Origin of the sequence: Natronococcus roseus, assembly GCF_043677095.1 — an archaeon.
GTDB lineage: Archaea > Halobacteriota > Halobacteria > Halobacteriales > Natrialbaceae > Natronococcus > Natronococcus roseus.
Window position 1 is genome coordinate 561,272 of record NZ_JBHLJR010000001.1, and the last position, 17,775, is coordinate 579,046.

Annotated in this window: 15 protein-coding genes; 7 read left to right on the top strand and 8 right to left on the bottom strand. The window is 66.4% G+C overall.

Annotated features, from left to right (window positions below; translation table 11 throughout):
• Window positions 1–4: 4 nt before the first annotated feature.
• Window positions 5–319, bottom strand: a complete 315-nt coding sequence (locus ACFEMD_RS02910) for an MTH1187 family thiamine-binding protein (RefSeq protein WP_394739386.1) — start codon at window positions 317–319, stop codon at window positions 5–7.
• Window positions 320–430: 111 nt separating this feature from the next.
• Here ACFEMD_RS02910 and ACFEMD_RS02915 point away from each other — a divergent pair, with 111 nt between their 5' ends.
• The 3 genes from ACFEMD_RS02915 (at window position 431) to katG (ending at window position 5,782) form a co-directional block, all read left to right on the top strand.
• A complete protein-coding gene (locus tag ACFEMD_RS02915) occupies window positions 431–2,323 on the top strand; it encodes an ABC transporter permease (RefSeq protein ID WP_394739387.1) in 1,893 nt (630 codons plus the stop codon).
• The gene (locus ACFEMD_RS02920; RefSeq protein ID WP_394739388.1) at window positions 2,313–3,476 is read left to right on the top strand and encodes an ABC transporter ATP-binding protein; all 1,164 of its coding nucleotides are present in this window, start codon (window positions 2,313–2,315) and stop codon (window positions 3,474–3,476) included. The genes ACFEMD_RS02915 and ACFEMD_RS02920 overlap by 11 nt, the downstream gene beginning before the upstream one ends.
• Window positions 3,477–3,616: 140 nt before the next feature.
• Window positions 3,617–5,782 (top strand): catalase/peroxidase HPI, encoded by a 2,166-nt coding sequence (gene katG / locus ACFEMD_RS02925; protein WP_394739389.1) that lies wholly within the window; start codon window positions 3,617–3,619, stop codon window positions 5,780–5,782.
• A gap of 27 nt (window positions 5,783–5,809) precedes the next feature.
• On the opposite strand, the gene rqcH is transcribed toward katG, so the two are convergent.
• Window positions 5,810–7,963: a ribosome rescue protein RqcH gene (rqcH, locus tag ACFEMD_RS02930; protein ID WP_394739390.1), complete on the bottom strand. Its 2,154-nt coding sequence runs from the start codon at window positions 7,961–7,963 to the stop codon at window positions 5,810–5,812.
• Window positions 7,964–8,167: 204 nt separating this feature from the next.
• Here rqcH and ACFEMD_RS02935 point away from each other — a divergent pair, with 204 nt between their 5' ends.
• Window positions 8,168–8,812, top strand: a complete 645-nt coding sequence (locus ACFEMD_RS02935; RefSeq protein WP_394739391.1) for a hypothetical protein — start codon at window positions 8,168–8,170, stop codon at window positions 8,810–8,812.
• 352 nt (window positions 8,813–9,164) lie between these two features.
• Here the strand turns inward: ACFEMD_RS02935 and ACFEMD_RS02940 are convergent, their stop codons facing one another.
• From ACFEMD_RS02940 to ACFEMD_RS02955, 4 genes are all read right to left on the bottom strand, one after another.
• A complete protein-coding gene (locus tag ACFEMD_RS02940) occupies window positions 9,165–9,890 on the bottom strand; it encodes a ferredoxin--NADP reductase (RefSeq protein ID WP_394739392.1) in 726 nt (241 codons plus the stop codon).
• Window positions 9,891–9,992: 102 nt separating this feature from the next.
• Window positions 9,993–10,805 carry a thioredoxin domain-containing protein gene (locus tag ACFEMD_RS02945; protein WP_394739393.1) on the bottom strand — a complete coding sequence of 271 codons (813 nt, stop codon included), beginning with the start codon at window positions 10,803–10,805 and terminating at the stop codon, window positions 9,993–9,995.
• Between the two features lie 241 nt (window positions 10,806–11,046).
• Window positions 11,047–12,069, bottom strand: a complete 1,023-nt coding sequence (locus ACFEMD_RS02950; protein WP_394739394.1) for an amidohydrolase family protein — start codon at window positions 12,067–12,069, stop codon at window positions 11,047–11,049.
• Window positions 12,070–12,121: 52 nt separating this feature from the next.
• Window positions 12,122–13,354 carry an HD domain-containing protein gene (locus tag ACFEMD_RS02955; RefSeq protein WP_394739395.1) on the bottom strand — a complete coding sequence of 411 codons (1,233 nt, stop codon included), beginning with the start codon at window positions 13,352–13,354 and terminating at the stop codon, window positions 12,122–12,124.
• A 119-nt stretch (window positions 13,355–13,473) separates the two neighbouring features.
• Between ACFEMD_RS02955 and ACFEMD_RS02960 the strand changes: the two genes are divergently transcribed.
• On the top strand, window positions 13,474–13,725 hold the full coding sequence (locus ACFEMD_RS02960) for a hypothetical protein (protein WP_394739396.1): 252 nt from the start codon (window positions 13,474–13,476) through the stop codon (window positions 13,723–13,725).
• Between the two features lie 46 nt (window positions 13,726–13,771).
• Here the strand turns inward: ACFEMD_RS02960 and ACFEMD_RS02965 are convergent, their stop codons facing one another.
• On the bottom strand, window positions 13,772–14,737 hold the full coding sequence (locus ACFEMD_RS02965) for a C-terminal binding protein (RefSeq protein WP_394739398.1): 966 nt from the start codon (window positions 14,735–14,737) through the stop codon (window positions 13,772–13,774).
• 156 nt (window positions 14,738–14,893) lie between these two features.
• On the opposite strand from ACFEMD_RS02965, the gene ACFEMD_RS02970 reads away from it, so the two are divergent.
• Window positions 14,894–15,244 carry a hypothetical protein gene (locus tag ACFEMD_RS02970; protein ID WP_394739399.1) on the top strand — a complete coding sequence of 117 codons (351 nt, stop codon included), beginning with the start codon at window positions 14,894–14,896 and terminating at the stop codon, window positions 15,242–15,244.
• Window positions 15,245–15,355: 111 nt separating this feature from the next.
• On the opposite strand, the gene ACFEMD_RS02975 is transcribed toward ACFEMD_RS02970, so the two are convergent.
• Entirely contained in the window at window positions 15,356–16,480 is a 1,125-nt protein-coding gene (locus ACFEMD_RS02975) for a Gfo/Idh/MocA family protein (RefSeq protein ID WP_394739400.1), read from the bottom strand.
• Window positions 16,481–16,613: 133 nt separating this feature from the next.
• On the opposite strand from ACFEMD_RS02975, the gene ACFEMD_RS02980 reads away from it, so the two are divergent.
• Entirely contained in the window at window positions 16,614–17,759 is a 1,146-nt protein-coding gene (locus ACFEMD_RS02980; protein WP_394739401.1) for a zinc-dependent alcohol dehydrogenase, read from the top strand.
• The last annotated feature ends 16 nt before the right edge of the window (window positions 17,760–17,775 follow it).

Genomic DNA, 17,775 nt, shown 5'->3' on the forward strand with positions numbered 1-17,775 from the left:
CGCCTCAGTCGCCGTCGCTCCGGGCGTCGCGTCCGAGCTCCGACTCGACGGCGTCGACCTTGTCGCTCGCCGTCATCGACTTCTCGCGTCTGTCGTCGACCTGCACCAGCGTCTGGACCTCGCTGCCGTCGACCGCCTGGTGGGCAGCCCCACAGGCCGCGAACAGCTCCTCGACGTCCTCAGCCTCGAGGGTGGTCGCCATCGGTGTCGTCTCGTACTCGACGTCGTACTCCTCGAGAGCGTCGATCGCGGCCGCCACGTTCTCGGTCGCGTCGTCGTCGGTGATCGGCGTTACGCGAAGCAGTGCGAAAACTGTCATCGCCGACCGTTGCCGCGGTCGTCACGTAGTGGTTTCGGTCCCCGGTACCACCGAGTGGTTGAACCGACTCGCGAACCGTAGCCCAACGACGGAACCCGCGGAGGTGGCCGCGTGAACGATCGCTCGGATCCGAAAGCCGATGGCGGAGCGACCACGCCCGTCGACGTTCCCGCTTCTGGTTCCGACTCCGAGAACCCCCGTGCGGAAGACGAGCCGACGGGGCGACGGAACGCGAGGGGAATCCGCAACCGCCTCGAGCGTCGGGCCATCGCGCTGTTCGGCCTCGGAACGATCCTCCTGCTGGTCGTGCTGTTTTACTACCCCGTCGCGACGGTGTTCGTCGAGGCCGTCGTCGTCGAGGGTGCCGTGACGCTCGCGGTCTTCCTCGAGCTCCTTCGGGACCCGTTCTACTTCGGGGACGTCGCCCGCCTGTTCGCCGGCGAGTCACCGCTCGCGGTCGCGAGCGACCTGCTCTCTGCCGATCGCCGGATCGGGATCGTCGGCTTCACCGCGTACCAGGCGTTTCTCTCGACGCTGCTCAGCGTCGCGCTGGGCGTCCCCGCCGCGTACGTCCTCGCGCGCTACGAGTTTCGCGGACGGCAGACGCTGCGCTCGCTGACGGTGCTTCCGTTCGTCCTCCCGTCGATCATGGTCGCCGTGGGCTTCGTCGCGACGTTCGGTCAGAACGGCACGCTCAACCGACTGCTCGGACTCGTCGGGCTCGGCCCGATCGAACTGATGTTCACGCTCGAGGCGATCCTCATCGCCCACGCCTTCTACAACGCCCCGCTGGTGGCGCGGGTGACGACCGCGGCCTGGGAGTCCGTCGACGCGAGCGCGATCGAGACCGCCCGCAGCCTCGGGGCGAGCCCCTTCCGGGCCTTTCGGGACGTCGTCGCGCCGCAGCTGTACCCGGCCGTACTGATGGGTGCCGCACTCACCTTCGTCTTTACCTTCGGCACGTTCCCGATCGTGCTGGCGCTGGGCGGGTTCGAGTTGGCGACCGTCGAGGTGTTCGTCTACCGGCTGATCCAGGACCTGAACTACGCCGAGGCGGCCGCGCTGGCGATCGTCGAACTCGTCATCACGCTCGGGATCCTCTACGGCTACCTGCGCTACGAGGCGAACCACGTCGTCCGCTCGCGCGGCGTGCGTCCGCTCCCGCGTCGCCCGCTCTCGCCGCCGTCGCTGTCGGTCCGCGAGTTGGCCCCGCGGGCCGGGATCGCCGTCTACGCCGCGATCGCGCTGGTCGTCTTCGTCTCGCCGATCGTCAGCATGCTCTACGCGAGCGTCGCGGGCCCGAACGGACTCACGCTGGATCACTACCGGTTCCTGATAGACCGCCAGCAGACCGCCGCGGCGTTCCAGGTCCGGCCCTGGCCCGCGATCCGAAACTCCCTGCTCTTTGCCGCCGGCGCGCTCGCGCTCGCCCTTCCGATGGGCGTCGTCGTCTCGGTGCTGACGACCAGACGCTACCGAGGTCGAAAGCTCGTCGACGCCGTGGCGATGGCCCCGCTCGCCGTCTCGGGGATCATCGTCGGGATCGGCCTCCTGCGAGGGCCCGTCTTCGGCATCGAGCTCGCGGGCTGGCAGATCACGATGGGCGGCGCCGCGGCGATCGTCGCCGCCCACGCGGTCTCGTGTTACCCGTTTGTCGTGCGGACCGTCGCGCCGGGGCTCGAGTCCGTCGACCGCTCGCTCGTCGAGTCCGCCCGCGCGCTGGGGGCCTCCCGGGCGCGAGTGCTGTACGACGTCGAGCTCCCGCTGGTCTGGCCGGGCGTCGTCGCGGGCGCCGCCTTCGTCGTCGCCATCTCGATGGGCGAGTTCTCCTCGACGGTGATCCTCGCGACCGGAACGGATCAGTACACGATGCCGGTCGCGATCGAACGGTTCATCGGGCGTCGGCTCGGACCCGCAACCGCAATGGGCGTCGTCCTGCTGGTCGTCACGAGCATCAGTTTCGTGATCATCGACCGCCTCGGAGGTGAGAGCTTTGGCATCTGAGAAACCGAATCGCTCCCTCGAGCGACTCGAGGACGGGGATCGGGACTCGAGCGCCGAGTCGCCGACCGGGGACCGCCCAATCGCCGTCGAACTCGAGGACGTCACGAAACGCTACGCCGGGACGACGGCCGTCGACGGCGTCTCGCTGTCGGTTCGGGAGGGGGAGTTCTTTACGCTCGTCGGTCCCTCCGGCTGTGGAAAGACGACGACGCTGCGGCTGATCGCCGGCTTCGAGTCGGCAACCGACGGCGCGGTTCGGTTCCACGGCGAGGACGTCACCGGCGTCCCGCCCGAGGCCCGGGACGTCGGCGTCGTCTTTCAGAACTACGCGCTGTTTCCTCACATGAGCGTCGGCGAGAACGTCGCCTACGGACTCAACTTCGCCGACCCGCCCGGCGGCGTCTCGGACGACGAACGGGTCCGGGAGTTACTCGAGCTGGTCGACCTCGAGGGGATGCAGGACAGGGAACCCGATCGACTCTCGGGCGGCCAGCAACAGCGGGTCGCGATCGCCCGCGCGCTGGCGCCCGGCCCCGACGTCCTCCTGCTCGACGAGCCGATGAGCGCGCTCGACGCCCAGCTGCGCGAGCGACTCCGGATTCAGGTGAGGGCGATCCAGAAGGAGCTGGGAATCACGACCGTCTACGTCACCCACGACCAGGAGGAGGCCCTGGCTATCTCGGATCGCGTCGCGGTGATGCGGGCCGGGACGCCGGAGCAGGTGGCGACCCCGCAGGATATCTACCGCCGGCCGGAGACGCGGTTCGTCGCGGAGTTCGTCGGCGACAACAACGTGTTCGACGGAACGGTTCGGTCGCTCGACGGGGACGGGCTCGCATCGATCGACGTCGGTCCGGAGACGTTCACCGTCGCCCCCGGGAAACGCGACGTCGCCGTCGGCCGGGCCCTCGCGCTCTGCGTCAGACCGGAGAACCTGATCGTCGCGGCCGATCCGAGCGACGGCCTCGAGACGGAAAACGCGACGACGGCGACCGTCCGGAGCGCGGAGTTTCTCGGCGAGACGACGCGGGTCCACCTCGAGTGGCACGGGCAGGAGCTACTCGTCCGAACGCGGAATCCGCTGTCCGGCGACGTCCTCGTCGGGTTCGATCCCGAAGACGCACACGTCGTCGCGGTCGATCGAACTGTCTGATCGGCTCGACCGGCCCAGTACAGGGAGTCGACCGGATCGACGGGACGACCCGATTTACCCATCTCCTACTTGCAAAGAAGAGATTCAGCATAGTAGGTGGGTAGATAATCTTAATAGGGTAGTCCCGATCCTGTTACCACATGACGTGGTCCAACCAAAACTGGTGGCCGAATCTATTGCGATTGGATATTCTCGACGATAACACCGTGGACGCCGGTCCGTACGCCGAGGACTTCGACTACGCGGAAGAATTCCAGAAACTCGATTACGAGGCAGTGAAGGCGGACATCGAGGAGGTGATGACGACCTCCCAGGAGTGGTGGCCGGCCGACTACGGCCACTACGGACCACTGTTTATCCGGATGGCGTGGCACAGCGCGGGGACGTATCGCACGCTCGACGGACGCGCTGGTGCGTCCGGCGGTCTCCAGCGGCTCCCGCCGGAGAGCAGCTGGCCGGACAACGCGAACCTCGATAAGGCCCGCCGCCTGCTCCAGCCGGTCAAGCTGAAGTACGGCCGCCGGCTCTCGTGGGCCGACCTGATGGTCCTCGCCGGAAACGTCGCCCTCGAGTCGATGGGCTTCGAAACGTTCGGCTTCGCAGGGGGCCGCGAGGACGCGTACAAGTCCAACGAGGCCGTCGAGTGGGGTCCCGAAATGGAGTGGGAGGAGACCTCGCCCGAGCGCTTCCACGAGGGAGAGGTGGGCGATCTCAAGGATCCGCTGGCGAACACCGTAATGGGGCTCATCTACGTGAACCCCGAAGGGCCGTACGGCGAACCGGACCTCGAAGGCTCCGCGAAGAACATCCGCAACGAGTTCCAGCGGATGGCGATGACCGACGAGGAGACGGTCGCGCTCATCGCCGGCGGCCACACCTTCGGGAAGGTCCACGGCGCTGACAACCCCGACGAGATGGTCGGCCCTGAGCCCGAGGCGGCCCCCATCGACCTGCAGGGCCTCGGCTGGCAACACAAGGAAAGCGAAGACAAGATCGGCGGGCTCGACGTCATCACCAGCGGTATCGAAGGGCCGTGGAACGCGACGCCGATCCAGTGGGACATGGGCTACGTCGACAACCTGCTCGGCCACGAGTGGGAACCCCACAAGGGCCCCGGCGGCGCGTGGCAGTGGCGGGCGAAAGACGAGGACGCGCTCGAGGAAGCGCCGGACGCCCAGGACGAGTCGGAGACCCAGCTGCCGATGATGCTGACGACGGACGTCGCGCTGAAACACGACCCCGACTACCGGGAGGTCTTGGAGCGCTTCCAGGAGAACCCCACCGAGTTCCGGAAGTCCTTCGCGAAGGCGTGGTTCAAGCTCCTCCACCGCGACATGGGTCCGAAAGAGCGGTACGTCGGTCCGGAGGTCCCCGAGGAGACGATGATCTGGCAGGACCCGATCCCGGACGCCGACTACGACCCTATCGGCGAGGAGGAAATCGCCGAACTCGAGACGGAGATCCTCGAGTCAGATCTCTCCGTTCCGCAACTGGTCAAGACCGCGTGGGCGTCGGCGTCGACGTACCGCGACAGCGACAAGCGCGGCGGCGCCAACGGCGCACGGATCCGCCTCGAACCACAGCGCAACTGGGAGGTCAACGAGCCCGACAAGCTGGAGACGGCACTGGACACCTACGAGGAGATCCAGACGGAGTTCAACGACTCGCGCGACGACGTCCACGTCTCGCTCGCCGACCTGATCGTTCTGGGCGGCAACGCAGCCGTCGAACGGGCGGCGGACGAGGCCGGCTACGACGTGGACGTGCCGTTCGAACCGGGCCGCACGGACGCCACACAGGAGCAAACCGACGTCGAATCCTTCGAAGCCCTCGAGCCGAAGGCCGACGGCTTCCGGAACTACCTCGGCGGCGAGTACGACGACCTGTACGACTCGCCCGAGGAACGGCTGGTGGACCACGCGCACCTGCTGACCCTGTCGGTACCCGAGATGACGGTGCTGGTCGGCGGCCTACGCGCGCTGGGTGCGACCTACGGGGACGCTGACCGAGCCACCTTCACCGACGATCCCGGCACCCTGACGAACGAGTTCTTCGTGAACGTGCTCGATATCGGCTACGAGTGGGATCCGGTCTCGGAGGACCGAGAACGCTTCGAGATACGCGACCGCGATACCGACGACGTCGAGTGGGAAGCCACCCGCTTCGACCTCATCTTCGGCTCGAACGCCCGACTTCGCACCCTCGTGGACGCCTACGGCGCCGCTGACGGCGAGGAGGAGTTCGTCCGTGACTTCGTGGACGCATGGAGCAAGGTGATGACGCTCGATCGATTCGACCTCGAGTGACCACGGCCGGCAAGCCGTGAGAGGAGGTCACTCCCCCTTGACTCGGCTCCCACCCGGCGGCATGAAGTGCTGGATGCGGTCCGGGCTGGCGATCTTCCGGACGAACGACTCGTCGGCGAACTCCTCGCGGAACTGCCGGTAGAGCCGCTTCGCCGCGTCGGCCTGGGCGTACCGACCGGGCTCGAGTTCGATCGTCGTCTCGGCCTGGCCCTCGATGGCCGACGGCGGGCCGCCGATGACGCGGGTGTAGGGCTCACACTGGATGCCGACCGCCACGCCGACGGGCGTATCCCGGTAGTAGGTGCGGTCCCCGCGGATCGCGAACCCGCCCTTCTCGAGGTACTCGCCGCTCTCGGGGGTCTTAGTGACCTGATCCGAGTCGACGGCGTAGACGTCGCCCGCGTAGCGGCCGTCCTTCCAGACCGACGAGTAGGTAACGGCGAACTGGGCGGCCTCCTCGATGCTCGAGTCGGGTAGCTCGATGTCCGACGAGGACGCCTCGCTCGGGTCGGTCGCCTTCAGCACCGTGACGGGGCCGCCGTGGGCCTGGGTGTGAAGCACCGTATCGCCCGGCTCGAGGTACTTCTTGACGAGCTCCTCGTTCTGGTCGGCGTTTCGTCCGCCGATCACGAGGTAGCCGTCGCTGGTGTGGAACCAGCGGAACCGGTCGTACCAGGGTTCGTTCTCCCGGATCGGGACCGAGGCCAGCTCGAGCCAGTTCGTCTCCTCCTGCGCTTCGTCCTCGTCGTCGTCGGCCGTCTCGTCGGTTGCCTCCCACTCGTCGCGGCGTCGCTTGGCGTCCTCTAAGTCCTCGCGGGTGTCCTCGATGGCCGCCAGCGCGCCCTCCTTTTTCTCCGCGATGCGTTTGGCCTCGGTGTAGAGCCGATCGGCGTTCTGCTCGACGCCCTGCCGGGCGAGGAGGTCGATCTCCTCGCCGTCGAGCTCGATGGTGACGATCCCCTCCGTTCCGTCGACGCCGACGACCGCCTCGGCGGCCTCGATGCCGCGTTCCTTCCCCTCCTCGAAGCGCTCCTCGATCTCGTCCCAGGGGCGATCCTGCGCGCGGGCCTCCTGGACCGTCGAGAGGATGTCGTCGACGACTCCGTACTCGGCGTACAGCAACTCGGCGTTCTCCCGCTGGGACTGGGCCTGCTGTTCGAACCCCTCGATCGCGCCCTGCTGTTGCTCGATGATCCGCTCGTGTTTGGCGATCTCCTCCTCGAAGTCGGGGCGCTGTTCGGTCGGATCGGGCTCCTCCTCGTCTTCCAGCTCGAGCTCGAAGAAGTAGTCGTCGAGCGCGCCGAGGAAGCTGTCGGCGCGTTCGGCGGCTAGGCCGGCCTCCTCGTGTTCCTCGAGGGGGAACGGCGTGGCGTCGACGACCGGACCGTCGTCGGGCGACTCCGACTCCTCGGTCTCGCCGTCCTCCTCGACCGGCTCCCGGTACAGCCGCGGGTCGAAGTTCGCGTTTCGGACGTCGAGCGCGAGCCGCTCGATGGCCTCGTAGACGCGGCGGTAGTCGTCCTCGGTGGCGTCCTCGATGTCCATCGCCTTCTCGACGCCCGCGCGGGTGCAGACTTCCTCGGCGTACAGCCCGCCCATGTTGAGCTGGGTGGCGAGCGTCCGGACGACGTCGGTGTCGGAATCGTCCATCTCCCGGTCGAAGGCCTCCCGCGAGACCGACAGCGGGTTCGTCCGCGAGTCGGGGAACTCGTAGCGCGAGCCGGGGACGACCGTTCGGGATTTCAGCCGGACGGTCTCGAGGCAGTCGATCACCTCGTACTCGCCGTCGGTGACCGCAACGTTCCCCTGGCCGAACAGTTCGACGATGATGCGGGTGGTGCCGTCGTCGCGGTCGAAGACGAACTCGAGGATGCGGTCGAACTCGAACTGCTCGACGCCGACGAAGTCGGCCCCCGACAGTCGGTTGCGAAGCATCATCGCGAACTGGGGCGGCCGTCCAGGGGCGTCGGGCACCCGTTCGGGGGCGACCGTGTGGGCGCGTTTGATCTCGCCGACCTCGATCAACAACTCGACGCGACCGCGGTCGAAATCCCGCATCTTGAGCCGCAGAAGGTCGTCGCCGTAGAGGTAGGCCTTGTCGACCTTCGCGCCCTCGTAGGTGCCGAACTCCCCGACGAGGGCCGCGAGATCGACGCTCGTAAGCTCCCGCTTTGGATCCATACCTCTATCTGCCCGGCCCGGTCAAAAAGGCGTGTCGCTCCGGCTCGAGCGAGGGTCTCGCGACTGCGCGCTCGCTCCGAGTCAGAAAGGCTCATCGGCGACGAGCCCGTCTCACACGAGCATGAACACGGCTGGCTCGCTCGCGAGCGGAACCGACGGGACGAGTACGGACGAACGCCAAGCGCCCGGCGACGGAGGCGACCGATGAGCGCGCCCCAGGCGCCGGTCTGGGCGGAGGTTTCGAGACTCCCGTCCTTTCTCGAGCGCCTCGAGCAGACGGGCGGGCTCTCGGTTCGCGCGCTGATCGACGAGCTCGAGGTCGAGATTCCGATCGAGGGCGTCGCCTACCACGACCGCGGGATCCGGATTCCGGGGTACGACGCGACGTTCGTCCACGAGCCGAGCGGTTCTCGCGGCCGACCGGCCTTCAGCGTTCAGATCGACACGATCGGCCCGCGAAACGGCTGGGCGATCTTCGACAAGACGCTGTCCTGGGACGTCTACCTCCTCCGAGCTGAGGGAGCTGCCGCGATCGCCTGGCTCAGCGACGAGGAGTACCGAATCGAGGAGGCCGATGAGTTCGACTCAAAACGTGACGCGGTCGCCGCCGGTCGCTTCTCGTTCGGCGTCTTCCTCTACGCCGGCGACGCCTGGGCGGAACAACAGAAACGGATCCGCAGTACGAACGCCCCGGCCTATCTCCTGCGGGAGGACGGCCAGCCGATGATTCCGAGTACGCAATCGGAGTTCTACGAGTTCGTCGACTCGACGGTCACGGAGTTTCGAACCAGCGGCGCGGCCCCGGACTACCTCGGGCTGCTCGAGCTCGAGGCGACGATCGACGGCTAACCCGGCGTTATCCGGTGTATAAACGTTTCACGCGCCGACTGAAGCCGACTCTACGAGCGCGTTCGACCGCGGAAAAGCGCGATCAACGGAGGCGCGTCGCCGCGGTCCGCTCGAACGGGGGGAAGCTCGAGCGGTGGGGGGTGGGGGGAGTGGCGACGACACGCCCCCATGAGAGACAGCGGGTGTGGCGCTGGTTTCTGAGGGGAGTGTGATCGATGCCGACGTTCGTCGGCACCTGATGCTTCAGGCTCCATTGGTATAAAAATTTCGCACCTATTGCGATGTTTTTAACCGCCGAGACCCGTCGTTGTCAGGCGATGTGCACGTGATGAACGGACCTCGTACGAGGGACTCAATCCTCGTCGGCCGCGTCTGCCTCCCATCCCTCGGTGAAGACCCGATCGCCGTCAACGCCGGCGTCCTCGAGCAGGTCCTGGGTCTCGAGGACCATCTCCGGAACGCCACAGACGTAGCAGTCGACGTTCGCGAGGTCCTCGAGGCCCTCGAGTGATTCCTGGAGGTGGCCCTGAACGTGGCCGGTTCGTCCGTTCCAGGCCGCGTCGTCGTCGGCGTCCGAGAGGACGTACTCGACCGAGACGGCGTCGGTCCCCGCCCGAAGCTGATCGAGACTCTCCCGGAAGATTAGGTGCTCCTGGTCGCGCTCGCCGAAGACGAGCGTGGCCGTCCCCTGACCCTCGTTGGCGTACTGTCTGATCATCGGATACAGCGGCGTGATCCCCGTTCCGGTGGCGACGAAGAGGGCGTCGCGCTCGGGATCGCGGAGGTGGAGGTTCCCGTCGACGGGATCGATCTCGATCTCGTCGCCCGGCGTCCGGTCGTGCATGTAGACCGAACCGGTGCCGTCGTCGTAGCGCTTGATCGTCAGCACGAGCTGGTTCGTTCCGGGGGCGTTGATCGCCGTGTAGGGCCGTTCTTGCTCCTCGCCGTCGGCCTCGAAGTGGACCGACGTGTGCTGGCCGGGATCGAACTCGAAGCGGTGATCGTCGGCGACGAGCCGGAACTGCTTGGCGTCCGGCGTCATTCGGTGTACGTCGGCGACCGTAACGGACAGTGTCATACCCAACCTGCGGTCAGAAGCAACTAAACCGTACTGTCGGCACGTGCACCCTGATTCCGATCGAAAAAGTGAATGACCCAATCGACGACCGTTTCCGGTCCGTTACGTCTCCGTCTCGACGGCGGCCTCGATGGCCGCGTACAGCTCGTCGGTCTCCTCTGTGGGCGAGTAGACCGTGTCGTCGACGCTGACCCGGGGAACGTCGTCGACGTCCATCGTCTCGACCTCGTCGATCGTCTCGTCGAGTTCGTCCTGGTACGCGTCGCCGCTGGCGGCGTCGTACACCGTCTCGGGGTCGGCGACGTCAGACTTCTCGGCGACGTGCTCGAGTCGCTTCGGCGTCGCCCATTCTTCCTCGAGGTCGATGTTGATCGCGATGCACTCGACGAACGTCCAGAACTGGCCGGGGTCGTGGTCCCAGACGGCCAGTCCGGCTCGAGCCAGTCGCTCCCCGTCGTCGCCGTGGAGCGCCGCCCCGCCGAGGGAGGCGACGGCGTGGACCTCGAGGTCGACCTCGCCCTTTTTGACGTGTTTCTCGAGCAGCTCGGTGAACTCCTCGAGCATGAACTCGGAGGTCTCGGTCGACTTCCAGGTGCCGAACAGCTTGATCGTCACGGGTGCGTCGCCCGTGCCGGCGATCGGGAACGCGGATTTCGGGTCGTCCGGCGTCGGGACCGGATCGAGCACGCCCTTCGGCTCCTCGATCTCGTCCTTGTCGTCGTCGCCGTTCGGGTCGTCGCCGTTGCCACCGTTGCCGCCGTTTCCACCGTCGGACTCGTTCGACGGATCGCCGTTCTCGTCGTCCTCGTCGTCCTCATCGTCGGAGAGGAAGTCGGTACATCCCGCGAGCCCGGCAATGGCCGCGCCACTGCCGACCTGAAGTACGCGCCGTCTGGTTCGGTTGTCTTGCGTCACGGATCAAACTAATCGGTTACCCGGAATTACTACTATTCAGATAACTCACTGGTTACTAGAAATATAATTCAGCTTCGACGGTTGTGGATTTCGAATACGTGCCTAATATGGCATCTAAGAGGTCGAAATGTAGTGATTAAAACACTCTCTAGTAGTTATATATTATCTGGTAGAGGACGAGAATCGGCGCTCTCGACCGACAGCCGCCCGTTCGGAGGGGCCGTCCGTGCCGAGACCGACGCTACGGCTCGAGGACGACCTCCCGAACGTCGTCGACGCCGGCTCGCCGCACCGTGGCCCGGACTGGGTCCCGGGCTCCAGCGAGATTGTCCGAATCCCCGTCGAGGACGAGCAGCCGTCCGGGCGCTCCCGGCTCGAGGGCGCCACCCTCGAGCCCGGCGAGATCGGCGCCGTTGACCGTTGCCATCCGCAGAATCGTCTCGGCCCGAAGTTCGGAACACTTCGCGAGGAACTCCATCTCCCGGAACATCGACGGCGAGTTGAGCATCACGTTGTCGGTCCCGAGCGCGAGCGTCGTCCGCTCGGCCAGTTCGGCCGCGGGCGGGAAGCCGACGCCGGTGACGAGGTTCGACCGCGGACAGAGCACGACGGGAACCTCGGCGTCGGCGATTCGCTCGAGGTGGTCCGGTTCGGGGTGGACGACGTGGACGAGAAAGTCGGGCTCGAGGGCGAGCGCGCCGTCGAGGTCGCTCGGGTCGCCCTCGCCCGCGTGGATGCCGAACGGTTTGCCCGCCTCGCGGGTCGCGGCGCGTTCGTCCTCGAAGTCGGCGTCGTTGGCCCCGCTGGCCCCGAACCCGTCGCCCGCCTCCATCGCTGCGACCGAGCCGCGGGCGAACGACAGCGCCTCGAGTTCGAGGCCCTCGGCCGCGTCCTCGAGCATCCGGACGCCCTCGACGTCGCCCTCCCTGAAGTCGAGACAGGCGGCGGTCCCGCCGCGTTGCATGTACCGAAGCGATCGCTCCATCGCACCGACGAGCTCCTCGCGGGAGGCCTGCCGCAGGAGCCGATGTTTCAACCCGTCGGGCGGGGCGACCAGCTCCTCGAGCGAGAGCCCGCCGCCGGCTTCCTTGGCGATCGAGTCACCGATATGGGTGTGAGCGTTGATGAACGGCGGGAGGATGATATCCGAGCTGTCAACCGACTCCTCCTCGATGGCTTCGATGCGTCCCTCGCCGTCGATAACGATGCGTCCCTCGACGGGCTCGAGGTCTCTACCGCGGAGGATCGTCCCGGTTCGTTCCATGCTCGCTTCTTCGTGGCCCGTCCCTTCAACCGTTTGCGTTCGCCTCCGAGCGTCACTCGACGAACTCGTCGAGGGTCGTCTCGAGCCCGTCCCGAACCTCGGTAACGAGCGTGCCCTCGATGTCGAGCCCGAGCACCTCGACGGCAGCCCGCCCGACCCGCTCGCGAAGCTCGGTCGGCGAGTAGACGCCGAGTCGCCACTGGGAGTACTGGGCGGCTCGCAGCGCCTCGACCAGCGGCGATTGCTGACCGAGCTGTCGGACGTCGCCGTTGACCAGCACGCGACTCGTCGACTCGGTCATCGACGGGCGTCCCGGCACGTCGAGGATGACGTGTGCCGGATCGACGTCTACCCTGCCGGCGATCTCGCGCTCGAACTCCCGGATCGCCTCGTGGTCGCTCTCGATGATCCCGCCCGGCACGTCGTCGATTTCGGCCCAGACGGCGCGTTTGAACAGGTCCCGGTGATCCAGTCGCCGCGAGAACGCGCTCGTCGCCTCGCAGTTACGCAGCGCAACCGTCAGATCGTAGTCGTCCATCCGCTGGAGCGTTTCGGCGTCGACGCCGGCCTCCGGCGCCTCGAGCAGGCGTTCGGCGGCCCGTCTAAGCATCGCCTTGCTGATCCGGGCGACGCTGTGGCTGTACACCGTCGGGTTCATCAGCGCCCGCGCGACCAGCAGGCTCTCGGCGGTCTGGACGTTCCCCTCGTCGAGGACGAGTTCACCGTCAGTGAAGGTTAACTCCCGAACCAGTCGGCCGTGATCGATCGTCCCGTAGGGGACGCCCGTGTGGTGGGCGTCCCGGACGAGGTAGTCCATTCGATCGACGTCGAGCTCGCCCGAGACGAGCTGGCCGAACCGCCCCTCGCCGGCGACCAGCCCGGCGACCGCCTCGGGCTCGAGGTCGTGCTCCCGAAGGACGTCGCCGACCTGGCCATCGGCGAGCAACTCGCCGACGTCGTCGTGGTAACGCCCCGTCCGACGGTGGGTGAGCGACTCGAGGTTGTGGCTGAACGGACCGTGACCGACGTCGTGGAGCATCGCCGCGGCGTGGACGCGCTCGGCCTGCTTCCCCTCGATACCGAGCCCCTCGAGGGCCTCACAGGCGAGGTGGTAGACCCCGAGGCTGTGCTCGAATCGGGTGTGGTTCGCGGAGGGATACACGAGCGAGACGGTCCCTAGCTGGGCGATCCGACGGAGGCGCTGGACCTCCGGGGTATCGAGCAGCGCTCGAGCCACGCCGTCGACTCGGATGTGGTCGTGGACGCTGTCCTTTATGGTCTTCATTACCGGATTTTTCGGCGCGTTCGTACAAAAGTCGTCGGACCACAATGCCCCGGGTCCGTCGCCCGGCTGAATACGACGACAGCAACACTTTACGCGTAGCCGCCGTTCGATTCGAGTACATGACGGAACTAACGATCCCGCCGGACGCGGACGGAGAGCGTGCACAGGAGCTGGTACAGGAACACGTCGCGGTCGGCGACGTCGTCGAGGTCCAGAGCAAGGAGTGGGCCGACGACAGCCAGAAGTTCGAGCTCGAAGGAACGGTAACGGGCTTCGAGCCCGGCTACCTCGAGCTCGACGATCAGCCCGCCGACGAGGGCAGCGTCCGCTACGACGAGATCCACACCGTCGTTCGGGTCGACTCGGACTAACCGTTCGGACGAGCGATCGCTCCCGAATCCGCTCGACTACCGTCCCTTAGAGAACGTCCTCGTTGGCCGGGTTCTCGGGCCGGTCATCGCTCAACACGCGCAGAACGTCTCGAGTCACGGTTTCTCGAAGCTCGACGATCGACTCCTCGGAGTACCACGCGACGTGAGGCGTACAGACGACATCGTCGCGGCCGACCAGCGGCGAGTCCTCGGGAGGTTCCTCCGGAAGCACGTCCAGTCCCGCAGCGGCGAGCTCGCCGTCCTCGAGGGCCGTCGCCAGCGCCTCGTCGTCGACGACCGCGCCGCGGGCCGTGTTGAGCAGGACGGCGTCGTCGTCCATCGCGGCGAACGCCCCGACGTCGAACAGCCCCCGCGTCTCCTCGGTCAGCGGCGCGTGCACCGAGACGATATCGGAGCGCTCGAGCAGCCCGTCGAACGACACCTTCTCGACGCCGTACTCGGCGAGCTCGTCGGCGGACTGGTGGGGATCGTACGCGACGAACTCGAGGTCGAACCCCGAGAGCCGCTCTGCGATCCCCCGCGGGAGCGTCCCGAACGCCGCGAAGCCGAGGGTCTTGCCCGCTAGCCGGTGGATCGGTGCGCCGACCGTCCAGTCCCACGTTCCCTCGGCGATCTCGCGGTCGTACAGCGAGGTCTTGCGAACGCAGGCGAACAGGAGCGCGATCGTGTGCGTCGGCACCTCGTCCTCGCAGTAGTCGGGGACGTTGACCACGACGACGCCCTCGTCGGCGGCGGCCTCGAGGTCGACCGCGTCCACGCCGATCCCGTACCGTCCCACGGCCGCAATGTCGAGGGCCTCGAGGACCGATCGGTCGATCAGCGCGTACTGGACGAGCAACGCGTCGGCGTCGACCTCCCGGGCCGCCTCGATCACCTCGTCGGCGGTTTCGGCGTCGGCCGAGACGAGTTCGACGTCTCGGTCGGTCAGGACGTCGCGTTCGATCTCGAGGTCGGGAAAGTCGAAGTCCGTGATGAGAATCGTTTCGGTCATCGGTCGGTCGACCCGTTTTCGCGTCTCGCCGATAGGCGTGTCGGCTGTGGTGACTCTCGTATTCGTCTTCCGCCGGTGCGATACCGTCCTCGTTTCTCGTGAGAAGGGCAGGTCGAACTCGTATGAAGTCGGTAGAGCACGTGTCTCTTGTTAAAAATGCCATCGAACCCGTCGGAGTGGGAAATCAAAGCCGACATCATTAGCGTCCAAAAATACTTGTATTCTGACATCCCACTCGGTTACATGTCGATACCATTGGTATCCAAACTCAACAAATACGGAAAAGCAGCCCTGCTGTGTACCGCTCTGGGCCTCGGAGGAATTCTGCTCGGAGTAGCACTGTACCTATCAGTCGGACTGATAGTCCTTGCTTTCCTCATACTCATCCGTGCGATGCACGTGAACGACGAGCCTGACCGGTATCCACAGGACCGGGAAAGCAACCTTTCGGAACGTGAGAGGCGACGACAGAAGGAAATGGAAGCTGAAAAGGGAGGTGTCAACTGAATACCGATTAGATGAGCCGAATGGCGAGGGAAACGGACGCTGCTTTCGGCACGCTAGTTTTCTGGTGTCCGTTCCGTACTGCTCTCTCCGATAGTTGACGGCGAACCGCGATTACTCGAGATCGACCCACTCGCCGCGCTCGTCGCTATCCTCGATCGCCGCGAGGATCCGCTGGGCGGCCAGCCCGTCCTCGAAGCTGGGTTCGAACGTCCCGCCGTCTGCTACCGCGCTGAGCAGCTCGTAGTTCTCGTGGACGAACGTGTGCTCCCAGCCGATGACGTGGCCCGGCGGCCACCAGTGGTCGACGTAGGGGTCGTCTTCGTCCGTGACGAGGATCGTCTCGTAGCCGCGGTTCTCGCCCCGGCGGAGCACCTCGAGCTCGTTCAGGCGCTCGAGGGAGAACCGGAGGCTGCCCTCGCTGCCCTGGATCTCGATCGTGTGGTCGTTCTTGTGACCCGTGGCGTAGCGGGTGGCCTCGAGGGTGCCCATCGCGCCGTTCGCGAACTCGAGTTGGGCCGAGTAGGCGTCGTCGACGGTGACCGGCCGCGTCTCGCTGTCTTCCCCTTCGACGGGACGCTCGTCGACGAACGTCTGCAGGTGACCGCTGAGTCGCTCGATGTCGCCCGCGTGCTCGTCGTCGCCGACCAAAAAGCGCACGAGGTCGACCGTGTGGGCGCCTAGATCGCCGAGCACGCCCGACCCCGCCATCTCCTCGTCGAGGCGCCAGGCCCACGGTGCCTCGGGATCGACCAGCCAGTCCTGGAGGTAGCGTCCGCGGACGTGGCGGATTTCGCCGATCTCGCCGTCGTCGATCAGCCGTTTCGCGTATCGGATCGCGGGGACGAACCGGTAGTTGAACGCACAGCCGTTGGGAACGCCGGCCTCGCGGGCCGCCTCGGCCATCTCTTCGGCCTCCTCGAGTGTCGGGGCCAGGGGCTTCTCGCAGAAGACCGGCGTCCCGGCCTCGAGGGCGGCGATCGACGGCTCGGCGTGGACGTGGTTCGGCCCGAGGTTGTAGAAGACGTCGACGTCGTCGACGACCTCGCGCCAGTCGGTCGCCGTCGCCGCGAACCCGAGCTGCTCCGCGGCCTCCGAGAGCGCCTCCTCGTCGCGGCCGACGAGGACCTTTCGCTCGACGTCCGGGGCGTCCGGGAAGAACATCGGCAGCCGCGCCAGTGCGTTCGCGTGGGCTTTCCCCATAAACCGGTAGCCGAGTACGCCGACTTCGAGGGTCATGCGCGATCGTTCACCACAGATGTAGTTAGAAGTTTCCGTCTCGCGGCGGTTTTCCGGCGATCGGCTCGCTCGCGCGCCCGTTGCGAGGACAAGCCGCGCTTTTACTGAACCGGTCGATGAGGGTTGAGCCGTCATGAAAGCGCTCCGCTGGCACGGCGAACAGGACGTCCGCGTCGACGACGTCCCCAAGCCCGAGATCGAGGAACCGACGGACGCGATCGTCGAGATCACCGCGACGGCGATCTGTGGCTCCGATCTGCACCTCTACAACGACTTCATGCCGGGGATGCAGGAGGGAGACATTTTAGGCCACGAGCCGATGGGCGAAGTCGTCGAGGTCGGCGAGGAGGTCGACAACCTCCGCGAGGGCGACCGCGTCGTCATCCCCTTTACGATCAGCTGTGGTTCCTGCTGGTTCTGCGGGAACGACATGTACTCGCTGTGCGACGAGACCAACCCCAACGCGGAGATGGCCGCGGAGTCGATGGGCCACTCGCCGGCCGGCCTGTTCGGCTTCTCGCACACGCTGGGCGGCTACGACGGCGGGCAGGCCGAGTACCTGCGGGTTCCCCACGCCGACGTCGGCCCGATCAAGATCGACTCGAACCTCTCGGACGAGGAGGTCCTGTTCCTCTCCGACATCTACCCGACGGGGTACATGGCCGCAGAGAACGCCGAGATCGAGGAGAACGACACGGTCGCGGTCTGGGGCTGTGGCCCCGTCGGCCAGTTCGCCATCCAGAGCGCCTGGATGATGGGCGCCGACCAGGTGATCGCCATCGATCGGATTCCGGAACGCCTCGAGATGGCACGGGGCCACGCCGACACCCAGGTCATCGACTACTCCGAGGAGGACGTCTACGACCGGCTGATGGATGCCACCGACGACTACGGGCCGGATCGGTGTATCGACGCCGTCGGCTCGGAGGCCCACTCGACCTGCGTCGACACCGTCCCCGACGAGCCCGATCGTCCCTACGTGATCCAGCAGGCCGCCAAATCCTGTCGCAAGGGCGGCACGCTCTCGATTCCGGGCGTCTACATCGACGGGATGGACGACGCGCCGATGGGCCCGATCATGAACAAGGCGCTGACGATCAACACCGGCCAGACCCACGTCCAGGCCTACCTCGACGAACTGCTCGAGACGATCGAGAACGGCGAGATCGATCCCTCCGAAATCATCACGCACACGGGCGATCTCGATGACGGCCCCGAGATGTACCAGCGGTTCAACGACAAGGAGGACGACTGCGTCAAGGTCGTCCTCGAGCCGTAGCGCAGCGTTTGTTCGA

What these genes read in the sequence shown, in the direction of transcription:
- ACFEMD_RS02910 (WP_394739386.1), bottom strand. Translation starts at nt 319, where the DNA reads ATGACAGTTTTCGCACTGCTTCGCGTAACGCCGATCACCGACGACGAC.
- ACFEMD_RS02965 (WP_394739398.1), bottom strand. Translation starts at nt 14,737, where the DNA reads ATGACCGAAACGATTCTCATCACGGACTTCGACTTTCCCGACCTCGAG.
- ACFEMD_RS02980 (WP_394739401.1), top strand. Translation starts at nt 16,614, where the DNA reads ATGAAAGCGCTCCGCTGGCACGGCGAACAGGACGTCCGCGTCGACGAC.
- ACFEMD_RS02960 (WP_394739396.1), top strand. Translation starts at nt 13,474, where the DNA reads ATGACGGAACTAACGATCCCGCCGGACGCGGACGGAGAGCGTGCACAG.
- ACFEMD_RS02950 (WP_394739394.1), bottom strand. Translation starts at nt 12,069, where the DNA reads ATGGAACGAACCGGGACGATCCTCCGCGGTAGAGACCTCGAGCCCGTC.
- katG (WP_394739389.1), top strand. Translation starts at nt 3,617, where the DNA reads ATGACGTGGTCCAACCAAAACTGGTGGCCGAATCTATTGCGATTGGAT.
- ACFEMD_RS02935 (WP_394739391.1), top strand. Translation starts at nt 8,168, where the DNA reads ATGAGCGCGCCCCAGGCGCCGGTCTGGGCGGAGGTTTCGAGACTCCCG.
- ACFEMD_RS02970 (WP_394739399.1), top strand. Translation starts at nt 14,894, where the DNA reads ATGCCATCGAACCCGTCGGAGTGGGAAATCAAAGCCGACATCATTAGC.
- ACFEMD_RS02955 (WP_394739395.1), bottom strand. Translation starts at nt 13,354, where the DNA reads ATGAAGACCATAAAGGACAGCGTCCACGACCACATCCGAGTCGACGGC.
- ACFEMD_RS02975 (WP_394739400.1), bottom strand. Translation starts at nt 16,480, where the DNA reads ATGACCCTCGAAGTCGGCGTACTCGGCTACCGGTTTATGGGGAAAGCC.
- ACFEMD_RS02940 (WP_394739392.1), bottom strand. Translation starts at nt 9,890, where the DNA reads ATGACACTGTCCGTTACGGTCGCCGACGTACACCGAATGACGCCGGAC.
- rqcH (WP_394739390.1), bottom strand. Translation starts at nt 7,963, where the DNA reads ATGGATCCAAAGCGGGAGCTTACGAGCGTCGATCTCGCGGCCCTCGTC.